The organism is Rhodopseudomonas faecalis (assembly GCF_003217325.1).
Lineage (GTDB): Bacteria > Pseudomonadota > Alphaproteobacteria > Rhizobiales > Xanthobacteraceae > Rhodopseudomonas > Rhodopseudomonas faecalis.
The window spans coordinates 59,810-73,148 of sequence record NZ_QJTI01000004.1 but is presented as its reverse complement, the minus strand read 5'-3'; the positions used below and the strand labels follow the sequence as shown (position 1 = coordinate 73,148).

The 13,339-nt window shown below is 64.2% G+C and carries 11 protein-coding genes; 10 read left to right on the top strand and 1 reads right to left on the bottom strand.

The genetic code is table 11. The features are described 5' to 3' along the window. Positions 1-19: 19 nt before the first annotated feature. The 8 genes from BJ122_RS05115 to BJ122_RS05080 all read left to right on the top strand — a co-directional run bounded on the left by BJ122_RS05115 (position 20) and on the right by BJ122_RS05080 (position 9,058). Positions 20-253, top strand: coding sequence for a putative signal transducing protein (locus BJ122_RS05115; protein WP_110780061.1), 234 nt, complete (start codon positions 20-22; stop codon positions 251-253). Next, positions 225-1,001: a tRNA1(Val) (adenine(37)-N6)-methyltransferase gene (locus tag BJ122_RS05110; protein WP_110780060.1), complete on the top strand. Its 777-nt coding sequence runs from the start codon at positions 225-227 to the stop codon at positions 999-1,001. The genes BJ122_RS05115 and BJ122_RS05110 overlap by 29 nt, the downstream gene beginning before the upstream one ends. Positions 1,002-1,238: 237 nt before the next feature. Beyond that, positions 1,239-2,135 (top strand): S49 family peptidase, encoded by an 897-nt coding sequence (locus BJ122_RS05105; RefSeq protein ID WP_110780059.1) that lies wholly within the window; start codon positions 1,239-1,241, stop codon positions 2,133-2,135. Positions 2,136-2,234: 99 nt separating this feature from the next. Then, positions 2,235-2,429 (top strand): hypothetical protein, encoded by a 195-nt coding sequence (locus BJ122_RS05100; protein ID WP_027278215.1) that lies wholly within the window; start codon positions 2,235-2,237, stop codon positions 2,427-2,429. A 491-nt stretch (positions 2,430-2,920) separates the two neighbouring features. Continuing rightward, positions 2,921-3,862 carry a glycine--tRNA ligase subunit alpha gene (locus BJ122_RS05095; RefSeq protein ID WP_027278214.1) on the top strand — a complete coding sequence of 314 codons (942 nt, stop codon included), beginning with the start codon at positions 2,921-2,923 and terminating at the stop codon, positions 3,860-3,862. A gap of 98 nt (positions 3,863-3,960) precedes the next feature. Next, complete coding sequence (locus tag BJ122_RS05090) at positions 3,961-5,130, top strand: Fic family protein (RefSeq protein ID WP_110780058.1); 1,170 nt, start codon at positions 3,961-3,963, stop codon at positions 5,128-5,130. After that, positions 5,123-7,375 (top strand): glycine--tRNA ligase subunit beta, encoded by a 2,253-nt coding sequence (glyS, locus tag BJ122_RS05085; RefSeq protein WP_110780057.1) that lies wholly within the window; start codon positions 5,123-5,125, stop codon positions 7,373-7,375. The genes BJ122_RS05090 and glyS overlap by 8 nt, the downstream gene beginning before the upstream one ends. Positions 7,376-7,969: 594 nt before the next feature. After that, positions 7,970-9,058, top strand: coding sequence for a hypothetical protein (locus BJ122_RS05080; RefSeq protein WP_110780056.1), 1,089 nt, complete (start codon positions 7,970-7,972; stop codon positions 9,056-9,058). Positions 9,059-9,140: 82 nt separating this feature from the next. Here the strand turns inward: BJ122_RS05080 and BJ122_RS05075 are convergent, their stop codons facing one another. Continuing rightward, the gene (locus tag BJ122_RS05075; RefSeq protein ID WP_110780156.1) at positions 9,141-9,473 is read right to left on the bottom strand and encodes a DUF1236 domain-containing protein; all 333 of its coding nucleotides are present in this window, start codon (positions 9,471-9,473) and stop codon (positions 9,141-9,143) included. Between the two features lie 326 nt (positions 9,474-9,799). Here BJ122_RS05075 and BJ122_RS05070 point away from each other — a divergent pair, with 326 nt between their 5' ends. Together BJ122_RS05070 and ppdK are read left to right on the top strand one after the other, a co-directional pair. Continuing rightward, on the top strand, positions 9,800-9,955 hold the full coding sequence (locus BJ122_RS05070) for a DUF3096 domain-containing protein (protein WP_110780155.1): 156 nt from the start codon (positions 9,800-9,802) through the stop codon (positions 9,953-9,955). Between the two features lie 90 nt (positions 9,956-10,045). Continuing rightward, positions 10,046-13,168: a pyruvate, phosphate dikinase gene (ppdK, locus tag BJ122_RS05065; protein ID WP_110780055.1), complete on the top strand. Its 3,123-nt coding sequence runs from the start codon at positions 10,046-10,048 to the stop codon at positions 13,166-13,168. Positions 13,169-13,339: the final 171 nt, after the last annotated feature.

The following is a 13,339-nucleotide window of genomic DNA, read 5'->3' as shown; positions in this document are numbered from 1 at the left end:
GATCGCCGGAGGCGCAAGCGTGCGGGAACTGGTGCGAACCAATGACGTGGTGTTGTTGTCGGTGATCGGGGCCCTGCTCGACGGCGCCGAGATCGGCCATTTGGTGCTGGATCAGAATATGAGCGTGATCGAAGGCTCGGTCGGGGTGATCCCGCGCAGGGTGCTGGTCGGCGACGACGATTTTCGCGCCGCGCGCCAGATTTTGACCGACGCCGGGCTCGGCCATGAATTGCGGCCCGACCTTGAGCGCTGACGATTTCACCGAGGATTGCTTGCTGGGCGGCCGTTTGCGGCTGCGGCAGCCGCGTAAAGGCCACCGCGTCGGCCATGACGCCATGCTGCTGGCAGCCGCGACCGCGGCGCAGCCGGGCGACCGCGTGGTCGATTTTGGCGCCGGGGTCGGCGGCGCCGGCTTGGCGCTGGGCTGCCGGGTGGCCGGCATCGAGCTGGTGCTGCTCGAGATCGCGCCGGAACTGGCGGCGCTGGCGCGTCAAAATGCCGTAGCAAATGGCATCGCCGCCACGGTTCACGAACTCGACATTGAGGCTGGGGCAGCGGCGTTCGCGGCGGCCGGACTGCCGCCCGACAGCGCCGACGCCGTGCTGATGAACCCGCCATTCCACGACGGCGCCCGCCATCGCGGCTCGCCCGACGAATCACGGCGGCTCGCCCATGTCGCCGGCGAGAACACGCTGACGCTGTGGCTGCATGCCGCGCGAAGGCTGCTGAAATCGGGCGGCGAGCTGACGCTGATTTGGCGGGCGGATGGGTTAAGCGAGGTGCTGGCCGCGCTCAGCCGCGGCTTTGGCAGCGTGGCGATCCTGCCGGTGCATGGCGCCCCCGGCGCCGCGGCGATTCGGGTGCTGGTGCGCGCCGTCAAAGGCGGACGGGCGCCGCTGATGCTGCATCCGGGGCTGCTGCTGGCCGAGCCCGGCGGCGCGCCGAGCGCTGCCGCCGATGCGGTGCTCAGGGCCGGGCAGCCGTTGCCGCTGGGCCGGTAGGCGATCTGCCTAAAAGTGAGGCGGGCCTATTACGGCTGCATCGTCTTTGAGCTGGTGTCCGGCGCGGTGAAGTGCACCGCCGTCAGCAAAGCCGCGATCAAGGTGACAAGCAGATAGATCTTCATGTCCTTCTCCGTGGAGAATCGTCGCCTATATATCTGCTGCGCTGCAAAACGCATTCCACATGCACATGGTTAGTGAGAACTAACCGCAAACGGTAAATTTTGAGGAAACCGGATGACGGAGCAGGCGGCCCGCACGAGTATTTTCGGTATTCTGACACGGTGGTTGCCGGCGCGCTGGCGCCGCGATGTGCCGGTGGTGCCGGTGGTGCGGCTGAGCGGGGCGATCGGCGCGGTGACGCCGCTGCGCCCGGGGCTGACGCTGGCCGCGGTCGCCCGGCTGCTTGAGCGCGCCTTTTCCGCCCGCAACGCCAAGGCGGTGGCGCTGGTGATCAATTCGCCGGGCGGCTCGCCGGTGCAGTCGCGGCTGATCTATCTGCGCATCCGGCAATTGGCGGCGGAAAAGAAGCTGCCGGTGCTGGCCTTTGTCGAGGATGTCGCGGCCTCGGGCGGCTACATGCTGGCCTGCGCCGCCGACGAGATCTATTGCGATCCGTCGTCGATCCTGGGGTCGATCGGCGTGGTCGGCGGCAGCTTCGGCTTTCCGGAGCTGCTGAAAAAGATCGGCGTCGAGCGCCGGCTGTACACCGCCGGCGAGCACAAGGCGCAGCTCGATCCGTTCCTGCCGGAGGACCCGAGCGACGTCGCGCGCATCAAGGCGTTGCAGCGTGAGATCCATGACGTGTTCATCGCGCTGGTCAAGGACAGCCGCGGTGCGCGGCTCAAGGGCGAGCCCGACAAGCTGTTCTCCGGCGAATTCTGGGCTGGCAACAGCTCGGTGGCGCTCGGCCTCGCCGACGGCATCGGCGATCTGCGCGCGGTGCTACGCGCCCGGTTTGGCGACAAGGTGCTGACCCCGGTGGTGGCGCCGCCGACCGGCATGCTGGCCGGGCTCCTTGGCCGCAAGTCCGGAGCCGGCACTGCGCTCGGCAGCGAGGCTGTGGCGGGTCTGCCCGAGCACATGATCTCGGCGCTGGAAGCGCGTGCGTTATGGGCAAAATATGGCTTTTGAGGGTCGAGGCGCCGCGCCATTTGGCCCGTGAGCAGGCGATTGCCGGCGGCCGGCGACTGCGCAACAATGCGCGATCGTCACCGCATGGAGGACCGATCGATGCCGCCGCTGATTGCTGTTGCAGCCGCTGTGGGTGGTATTGCCGTGGCACGCTGGGCCTATAAGACCGCGCGCCGCATCAATCAGGAGTTGGAAGAGGTGCGCGAAGCGATGCTGGCCGAGCCGCGCCCGGCCGATATCCCGACGCTGCGCCGCGATCCGGTGACCGGCGCCTATCGCCCGGCTAAGGGGTGAAGCTCTGATACCATCGGGTCGTAGCAATGACCGTCATACCCGCGCTTGTCGCGGGTATCCACGCCTTGGAATCGCAACAAGATCAAAGGCGTGGATGGCCTGGACGAGCCGGTCATGACGTGCGGATAGGTTGGTATCAATCGTCTTTGATATGAGCGAGTGAAGCTCGCGCCGGCGCTGCGCCGGCTCCGGGCGAGGCACCACCCAGAACCGGCTAGCAAGCCTGGAGTCGCTTTCCTCGGAGGAAGCCCGAGGTCTTTGGCGTTGGTCGGCACGGGACCTCCGCCGCAGCTCGCCGCCGCAGGCACGCGGCTTTGAACGGCCTCATTCATAAGGGTAAGATTCCTAACATTGGTAAAAACCCGAGCCCGGCCGCGCGGCTTGGTCAATGCCGGGTTAACGTCGCCATTTCGCGGACGTCGCCTTGATTCTGCAGGGCGCGGCCGATACGGTCCGCGCGCTTTTCCTGCCACGCGAAACCGAAGCCGATCATGGATTCTCTCCCCCCGCACATGCGCCCCGAACGTTCGTTTCAGGGGCTGATCCTGGCGTTGCAGCGCTATTGGGCGGACTATGGCTGCGTCATCCTGCAGCCCTACGACATGGAAGTCGGCGCCGGCACCTTCCATCCCGCCACCACCTTGCGCGCGCTCGGTCCGCGTCATTGGAACGCTGCCTATGTGCAGCCTTCGCGCCGGCCCAAGGATGGCCGCTATGGCGAGAACCCGAACCGGCTGCAGCACTACTATCAGTTTCAGGTAATCCTGAAGCCGTCGCCGCCGGACATTCAGGACCTGTATTTGAAGTCGCTGGCTGCGATCGGCATCGACGCCCATCTGCACGACATCCGCTTTGTCGAGGACGATTGGGAGAGTCCGACGCTCGGCGCCTGGGGGCTGGGCTGGGAGTGCTGGTGCGACGGCATGGAAGTGTCGCAGTTTACCTACTTCCAGCAGGTCGCGGGCGTGGAATGCGCGCCGGTGGCTGGCGAACTGACCTACGGCCTGGAACGGCTGGCGATGTATGTGCAGGGCGTTGACCGGGTCTATGACCTCAATTTCAACGGCCGCGACGGCGCCGACAAGGTCACCTATGGCGATGTGTACCTGCAGGCAGAGCAGGAATATTCGCGGCACAATTTCGAGCATTCCGACGCTGAGATGCTGTTCGAGCAGTTCCGGATGGCCGAGGCCGCCTGCCAAAAATATCTCGCGGCCGGCTGGCAAAGCGATGGCAAGGATGGCACGCGCAGCCATCTGATGGTGCTGCCGGCCTATGACCAGTGCATCAAGGCCAGCCACGCCTTCAACCTGCTCGACGCCCGCGGCGTGATCTCGGTGACCGAACGGCAGAGCTACATCTTGCGCGTGCGCGAACTGGCCAAAGCCTGCGGCGAAGCCTGGGTGCACACCGAGGCGGGCCGGGCGGGGTGAGGCGAGCTGAGCTCGCATCATACTTGTCTATCGCCCCGCGGCACTGGATTATAAGAAAGCTCCCTTTTGTATAATCCGGTCGCTTTGGATGCTATCAAATGAAAAAGGCCGAGTTTGAGGCTTCCCCAAGCGGACGCTTGGTTCCCACGGAGCGGAACCAATGGGCGTTTGTGCCCAATCCGCTGCCGCCGGCCGAGATTGATCTGGCGGTTCTGGCCGAGCCGATCGCCCAAGCCGCTCAGGCGCTAGGCGAACTCAATGGGATCGGTCGCACTCTGCCCGACCCCTATCTTCTGATCCGACCTCTGCAGGTGCAGGAGGCCCTTACGTCGTCCAGTATGGAGGGCACGTACACAACGCTAAGCGATCTTCTGCTCGTCGAGGCGGGAGCCGGCGAACAGAACAGGGCTCCGGACACCCGGGAAGTCCTCAATTATCGACGGGCCCTTTCCGCGGCGATCGAGAGCTTGGACGACTGCCCGCTGTCGCTGCGGACGCTGTGCGATGCCCATCGCACACTGTTGGGGGGAGTGGCTAGGCAACGCGGCGCAACTGTTCGCGCCGGCGAGTTCAAGCAATATCAGAACTTCATTGGCGCCTACGAAATCGAAAACGCTCGCTTCGTGCCCCCGCCCCGCGAGCAGACCATCGCCTGCATGAGCGATCTAGAGCGGTTCATCCATCGCGACGACCGAAATGGACTGCCGCTGCTGGTCGACGCAGCCTTGATCCATTACCAGTTTGAAACGATTCATCCATTTGCCGATGGCAATGGACGGGTCGGTCGTATGCTGATCACGCTGCACCTGTTCGCGGCGAAGGTCGTCAAGCAGCCGATCCTCTATCTCAGCCCGACGCTCGAGAGGCGGAAAGACGAATACATCGATCGGATGTACAACGTTTCCAAAACGGGAGATTGGATCGGCTGGATCCGCTTCTTCCTTGATATGGTGACGCAGTCCTGCCATGCCGCGGTCGCGACGGCTGATCGTTTGCTCGCAGTGCAGCGGGACTATCGCGAGCGGTTACAAAAAGCTGGCCGATCAGCCAATCTGCTTAACATCGTCGATCTGCTATTCCGCTCACCAATATTGAGCATCCCGCAGATCGCGGAGCATCTGGGTGTCACCTATCGAGCGGCCCAGCTCAATGTCGATACATTACTTTCTGCAAACGTACTTCACGAGTTCACGGGGACCAGCAACCCCAAGTTCTTTGCGGCCCGTGAAATCCTCAACGCCATATCTGGTATAAAAGACCATGCCTGACCTTCTGCTCGAACTGTTTTCCGAAGAAATCCCGGCGCGGATGCAGGCGAAAGCCGCAGACGATTTGAAGCGGCTTGTCACCGACAAGCTGGTGGCCGAGGGGCTGGTCTATGAGGGCGCCAAGGCGTTCGCGACGCCGCGGCGGCTGACGCTGGTGGTGCATGGCATTCCGGCGCGGCAGCCCGATCTCAAGGACGAGCGCAAGGGCCCGAAGGTCGGCGCGCCGGATGCCGCGGTGCAGGGCTTCTTGAAAGCGACCGGCCTAGCCTCGCTCAGCGAGGCTAAGATCCAGTCTGATCCGAAGAAGGGCGATTTCTACATCGCGCTGATCGAAAAGCCGGGTCGGCCGGCGATCGACGTGCTCGCCGACATTTTGCCGGTGATCGTGCGCACCTTCCCGTGGCCCAAGGCGATGCGCTGGGGCGAGCGCTCCGCCAAGCCGGGCGCGCTGCAATGGGTGCGGCCGCTGCATTCGATCGTCGCGACCTTCGGCATCGACACCGAGGAGCCCGACGTGGTGCGCTTCGACGTCAGCGGCATTGTGGCCGGGCAGGTGACGCGCGGCCATCGCTTCATGGCACCGGGCGAGATCAGCGTGCGCCGCTTTGCTGATTATGAGTCAAAGCTGTTCGACGCCAAAGTGGTGCTCGATCCGGAGCGCCGCAAGAACATCATTCTGGCCGATGCCAAAACGCTGGCGCAGGCGCAGAATCTCGAACTGGTCGAAGACCCCGGTTTGCTCGACGAAGTGTCGGGGCTGGTGGAATGGCCGGTGGCGCTGATGGGATCGTTCGACAAGGAATTTCTGTCGATCCCGGGCGAGGTGATCCGCGCCACCATCCGCAACAACCAAAAGTGCTTTGTGGTGCGCGATCCGGCGACCGGGCAGCTCGCCAACCGCTTCATCCTCACCGCCAATATCGAGGCGAGCGATGGCGGCCAAAAGATCACCGCCGGCAATGAGCGCGTGATCCGCGCGCGGCTCTCCGACGCCAAATTCTTCTATGAGACCGATCTGAAGACCAAGCTGGAAGACCGGCTGAACAAATTCGATCAGATCGTGTTCCACGAAAAGCTCGGCACCCAGGCCGAGCGCGTCGCGCGCATCGAACGGCTGGCGGCCGAGATCGCGCCGCTGGTTGGCGCCGATGTCGAGAAGGTCAAGCGCGCGGCCAAGCTGTGCAAGGCCGATCTGCTCACCGAAGTGGTCGGTGAATTCCCTGAGCTGCAGGGCCTGATGGGCAAGTACTACGCGCTCGCTCAAGGCGAAGATGCCTCCGTCGCCGCGGCCTGCGAGGAACACTACAAGCCGCAGGGGCCGAACGACCGCGTGCCGAGCGATCCGGTTTCGATCGCGGTGGCGCTCGCCGATAAGCTCGATACGCTGGTCGGGTTCTGGGCGATCGACGAAAAGCCGACCGGCAGCAAGGACCCCTATGCACTGCGCCGTGCGGCGCTGGGTGTGATTAGGCTGCTGATAGATAATCAGAGCAGTATCAAGATTAGAGAAGTGGTGCGTCAGCATCTGCGCTTCTTGATATTCCGGCTTTTGAGGCTGACAGAAGGAAGCTTTGCTGATGAGCGTCCTGAACTTGAGGAGTTGATCGCGGAAAGACATCGTTCCGGTCTTGTGGATTTCTCAGGCTTATCCAGTCGGAGCGCCGTGCAACTGACTTTCCGCGTCGATGCGGGCGAGCTCGGTTGGGAGACAGCGCGGATTGGCGATCTCCTCTCCTTCTTCGCCGACCGCCTCAAAGTGCAACTGCGCGATCAGGGCGCGCGCCATGACTTGGTTGACGCGGTGTTCGCGCTCGAAGGTCAGGACGACATTTTGATGATCGTGCGCCGGGTCGAGGCGCTCGCGGCATTCCTTGCCACCGACGACGGCAAGAACCTCTTGGCCGGCACCAAGCGTGCCGCCAACATTCTGCGGATCGAAGAGAAGAAGGACGGCCGCGCCTATGACGGCGCGCCGGACCCATCGCTCTATGCGCAGGATGAGGAGAAGGCGCTGGCGGGCGCGATTGACGCGGCCAAGTCGGAAGCCGGCGCGGCTGTCGCTAAAGAAGATTTTGCGGCGGCGATGACGGCAATGGCCAAGCTGCGGCCGGCGGTCGATGCGTTCTTCGACAAGGTCACGGTCAATGCCGAGGACAAGGCGGTGCGCGAAAACCGCCTGAAACTCCTCAACGAAATCCGTGCCGCCACCCGCGCGGTCGCGGATTTCTCGAAGATTCAGGACTGATCGCCGTCATTCCGGGGCGCTCGCTATACGATCGTCCCCGGAATCTGGGCTTCCGTCTTGATGCGTCATTCCGGGGCGCGCCGCATGGCGGCGCGAACCCGGAATCCAGAGATTGTTGCGAAGGCTGTTACCAGCCGAGCGAGATTCCGGCAGCGCAGAGATTCCGGGTTCGCGCCAACAGGCGCGCCCCGGAATGACGGGTAGAGGCTTCCCGGAATGACGGGGACATGCCTCGCATCGCAGCGGGCCGCTTGGCAGGACGCCCAAGGCCGGGCGTATCACGCTGCAGCAGAAGCCGTTTTGGTCGCAGAACCCTCTTCCGTCATTGCGAGCGAAGCGAAGCAATCCAGAGTCTCGCACACTGACTGGATTGCTTCGTCGCTTCGCTCCTCGCAATGACGCTGAGTGGCTGAGCCGGCGCGCCCCGGAATGACGGGGGACCTCTGCCCGCGCAGCGGAGAGAGCTGAGAAACTCGCCGTTTCAGAAATATCCCGACACAATCAGCAATTGTTAACCGCTCGTTAACCACGTGCTGAAATCCTCGCGGCGACTAACGGATTTTTAACCACCGTCCATTCGCCCGGGGCGCGCCGATGACGTCGGTCTCCACCAATTACAGCAATCCTTACGCCGGCTCGGCCTATTCGCGCGCGGTGGCAACGCAGCCATCGCTGGCGACGTTGCTGTCGGGGCAGGAGGACAGCCACGGCAGCGCCAGCGCCGCGACGCATCTGACGCTGTCGCAGGCGGCGCGCGCGCAGCTCGCGACCAGTTCCGCTAAAGATTTCGCGGCGGTGATCAGCGAGACGCGCGGCGCGCTCGACAAGCTTTATAGCGATGCCAAAGTCACCGGCCCCTATGACAGCGCCGGCAAGCCGACCGTCGATTTGACCTCGCTCGATCGCCGCGCGCTGTTTGCGATCGCCAGCAACAGCGGCGCGAAATTCACGCCCGACGAACAGGCGCTCGCCGCCAATGAGCTGAAGACCCGCTTCAACACCGCGCTGTCGGCGGCGACGCAAACCCAGCAGCTCACCGGTGATTTCAGTGCGCTGTACAAGGTCGCGCTCGATTATCTCGATGCTGCCGGTCCCGAGGAGAAGGCGACCGTCACCTGGGCCTCCCAGCGCGAAGCGGTGGTGAAGGGGCTGCAGGCCACGCAGCAAAATCCCAGCAAGGCGCCGTCCGGCATCAGCAACGATCCGGTCGCGGCCTATCTGGCGCAATATCCGAACGGCTCCAGCATTCCGACCCAGGATTTTGGCTCGGTGGCGAAGTCGGTGCGCGCCAAGCTTGATGCCCAGGCCAGCGCCGCGGCGGCCGCCGGCAAGGAGCTGGTATTCGATCCCGGCCGCAAGACCGGGCAGCTCGCTGACCTGTCGCAGATCGACAACCGCTCGCTGTCGGCGATCGCGCTCAATCAGGATCAGCTGTTCTCCGCGCAGGAGACGTTTGCGGCCAAGCAGGAGCTCAATGCGCGCGGCCGCGCTTCGATCCTGGCGGCGCTGAAGCAGAGCCAGACGTCTGGCGATCCCACCCAGCTCAGCCTCGGCATTCTCAATGCCTATTCGGCGATGAGCAGCGAGGAACGCCAGGCTGCCAACTGGACCACGGCGCTGCGCGATCATGCGGTGCAGAGCTACAAATCAACCTCGACGCTCTTGTCGATGCTGCGCGGCTAGGCCCGTAACGCGCCGCGCCTACAATTTCAGTTCACGAAATAACCCGCCCGCCGCGATCGCGGACGGGTGTCGATCGGCAATCTCAATCGATCACTTCGATCACGCGCCGCGTGCGCGGCTCGACCAGCACGGTCTCGCCATTCACCACGGTGTAGCGGCGGGTGGTCTGCCCGAAACGCTGCGGCACGTCGTAAACCACCACGCCGGTATCGGGTAATACCGTGCCGATCCGCACGCGCTCCGAGATCGTGTAGTTTGGCACGTTCTGCTGAACGACATATTCGCGGAACGCGGGGCGCTGCTCTAAGGCGATGCCGGGGTCGCCTTCCGACACCGCCACGACACTCTGCGCCAAAGCGGTCGCGGGCGCGGCGATCAGGCCGGCGGCGGCCCAAGCGATCATGGTGTGACGCATCGATTGCTCCTCCTTGCGAGGGGTGGTCTGGGGCTGCGAGTGCTTCGCACTGCGCATCAAGGATGCCGGGGCAATGCCGGCGCGGCGCGGTTGTTCCGATGTTATCGGGTGCGGCGGCATGATCGCCGACATGGCTGTAACCGTCTGATCACACAGAAAAAAACTGCCGCGCCCCGCGAGCGCGACACAGCGCGCGGGCGCAGGAACTGCGGCCAAATTGTGCCATTCGCGATGGCTAGGTCGCCGGCGGGTGCAGCGGCTATCCTGCGGGTCCGATTCGGAGGCCGCCTGCGTGCGCGCGGCGGCAGACAGGAGGACGATTAGTGCTGAAATACATCACCGCTCATTTGCCGGCGCTGATCGCGCTGGCCGCCGGCGTGCTGATCCTGATCATGCCGCGGCTGCTGAATCTGGTGGTCGCGCTCTACCTGATTTGCATAGGTCTCATCGGTCTTGGCGTGCTGCGCTGGTTTCATCTTTAGTCGGCAAGTCAAGAGCGGCGGCTTGCGTCGCCTCGTCAAAACGTGGTGTATGACCGCACCCAATCTCCCTCATGTGGACTGTTGATCGTCATGGCCAAAGCAGCTTCCAAGTCGAAGAAAGCCGCCGCGAAGTCGAAAGCTTCCGTCAAGACCCCGGCAAAGGCGAAAGCCGCTGCACCGACGCGTAAGCCAACTGCCAAAGCTCCGCCGAAGCCTGCAAAGGCGATGACGAAGAAGCCCGCGGCAACCAAGCCCGCTGCAACCAAGGCCGCTGCAAAGGCCGCCAAGGCCGCCGCAGCCAAGAAGCCCGCCGCCAAGAAGAACGCGGCCAAGGCACCGGCGAAGTCGACCAAGGTCGCCGCCAAGAGCAAGACCGCAGCGAAGACGGCAGCCAAGAGCGCTGCGAAAAGCGCGCCCAAGGCTGTAGCCAAGGGTGTAGCGAAGGGCGTAGCCAAGAACGCCGCGAAGGTTGCTGCGAAGGCCAAGCCCGCCAAGGTCGTTGCCAAGAAGCCGGAGAGCGATCTCGCCATCAAGCCCGGCAAGTGGGTTTACAGCTTCGGCGGCGGCAAGGCCGAAGGCAAGGCCGGGCTCAAGAACCTGCTCGGCGGCAAGGGCGCCAATCTCGCCGAAATGGCCAATCTCGGCCTGCCGGTGCCTCCCGGCTTCACCATTCCGACCACGGTCTGCACCTACTTCTACGACAACGACAAGACCTATCCGAAGGAGCTCGAGGGCCTGGTTGAGAAGGCGCTCGCCACCGTCGGCAAGCTCACCGGCAAGCGGTTTGGCGATGCCAAGAACCCGCTGCTGGTGTCGGTGCGCTCCGGCGCCCGCGCGTCGATGCCGGGCATGATGGACACCGTGCTCAATCTCGGCCTGAACGACGTCACCGTCGAAGCGCTGGCCACGCTGTCCGGCGACCGCCGCTTTGCGTTCGACAGCTATCGCCGCTTCATCACCATGTATTCCGACGTGGTGCTCGGCCTCGACCATCACCACTTCGAAGAGATCCTTGATCACTACAAGGACGCCAAGGGCTATACGCTCGACACCGATCTCGACGGCGATGATTGGGTCGAAGTGGTCGGCCAGTACAAGGAAGCGGTCGCCCGCGAGACCGGCAGCGATTTTCCGCAGGACCCGCACGCGCAATTGTGGGGCGCGATCGGCGCGGTGTTTTCCTCCTGGATGAACGCCCGCGCGGTCACCTATCGCAAGCTGCACGACATTCCGGAATCCTGGGGCACCGCGGTCAATGTGCAGGCCATGGTGTTCGGCAATATGGGTGAGACCTCGGCGACCGGCGTCGCCTTCACCCGCAATCCCTCGACCGGCGAGTCCAAGCTCTATGGCGAGTTCCTGATCAACGCCCAGGGTGAAGACGTGGTGGCGGGCATCCGCACGCCGCAGGACATCACCGAGGAAGCGCGCCTTGCCTCCGGCTCTGACAAGGCGTCGATGGAACTGGCGATGCCGGAAGCGTTCAAGGAACTGACCCGGATCTACAAGCTGCTGGAAAAGCACTACCGTGACATGCAGGACATGGAATTCACGGTGGAGCAGGGCAAGCTGTGGATGCTGCAGACCCGCAGCGGCAAGCGCACCGCCAAGGCTGCGCTGCGCATCGCGGTCGAGCTCGCCAATGAAGGCCTGATCACCAAGGAAGAAGCGGTGGCGCGCATCGACCCCGCCTCGCTCGATCAGCTGTTGCACCCGACCATCGACCCGAAGGCCAAGCGCGACGTGATCGCCACCGGCCTGCCGGCGTCGCCGGGCGCTGCTTCCGGTGAGATCGTGTTCTCCTCGGACGAAGCCGCCAAGCTGAAGTCCGATGGCCGCAAGGTCATCCTGGTGCGCATCGAGACCAGCCCGGAAGACATTCACGGCATGCACGCCGCTGAAGGCATTCTCACCACCCGTGGCGGCATGACCTCGCACGCCGCCGTGGTGGCGCGCGGCATGGGCAAGCCCTGCGTCTCGGGCTGCGGCGCGATCCGCGTCGATTACGGCCGCGGCACCATGACCATCGGTGCCCGCACCTTCAAGACCGGCGACATCATCACCATCGACGGCGCCGTCGGTCAGGTGCTGGCCGGTCAGATGCCGATGATCGAGCCGGAACTGTCCGGCGAGTTCGGCACCATCATGGGCTGGGCCGACAAGGTCCGTAAGCTCGGCGTCCGCGTCAATGCCGACACCCCGGCCGACGCCCGCACCGCGATCCGGTTCGGCTGCGAAGGCATCGGCCTGTGCCGCACCGAGCACATGTTCTTTGAAGAGACCCGCATCCGCACCGTGCGCGAGATGATCCTCTCCGAAGACGAGCAGTCGCGCCGCCAAGCGCTGGCCAAGCTGCTGCCGATGCAGCGCGCCGACTTTGTCGAGCTGTTCGAGATCATGAAGGGCCGGCCGGTGACCGTGCGCCTGCTCGATCCGCCGCTGCATGAGTTCCTGCCGCACAGCCAGGCCGAGGTCGAGGAAGTCGCGCGTGCGATGAACACCGATCCGCGCCGGCTGGCCGATCGGGCCCGCGAACTCGCCGAGTTCAACCCGATGCTCGGCTTCCGTGGCTGCCGTCTGGCGATCGCCTATCCGGAGATCGCCGAGATGCAGGCGCGCGCGCTGTTCGAGGCTGCGGTCGAAGCGCAGCGTCGCACCGGCGAGGCGGTCGGTCTCGAAGTGATGGTGCCGCTGATCGCCACCAAGAAGGAGTTCGATCTGGTCAAGGCCCGGATCGACGCCACCGCGCAGGCGGTGTCGCGCGAAAGCGGCGCCAAGTTCGGCTATCAGGTCGGCACCATGATCGAGCTGCCGCGCGCCGCGCTGATGGCGGGTGAGATCGCCGAAACCGCCGAGTTCTTCTCGTTCGGTACCAACGACCTGACCCAGACCACCTTCGGCATCAGCCGCGACGACGCCTCGCACTTCCTCGGCACCTATATCGATCGTGGCATCGTCGATGTCGATCCGTTCGTCAGCCTCGACCAGACCGGCGTCGGCGAATTGGTGAAGATCGGCGTGTCGCGTGGCCGCAATACCCGTGGCAGCCTGAAGGTTGGCATCTGCGGCGAACATGGCGGCGACCCGGCGTCGGTGACGTTCTGCCATCAGGTCGGCATGAACTACGTGTCGTGCTCGCCGTACCGCGTGCCGATCGCCCGCTTGGCGGCGGCGCAGGCCGCGCTCGGAGAGGCGGTCGCCAGCCAGGCGTAAGCCGCGGCGGTTAGTCCGACCTCAGTATTGAATGCGGCAATGGCCGGGGATCATCCCCGGCCATTGTGCTTTTCGGGGCTGCTGACCGCTGCGCCGTTTCAGATTTCTACAACTTGCCGATGTATTTTGCGGCGCGTTGACAGACTGTTCACCACTTCTGAAAATCCGGCA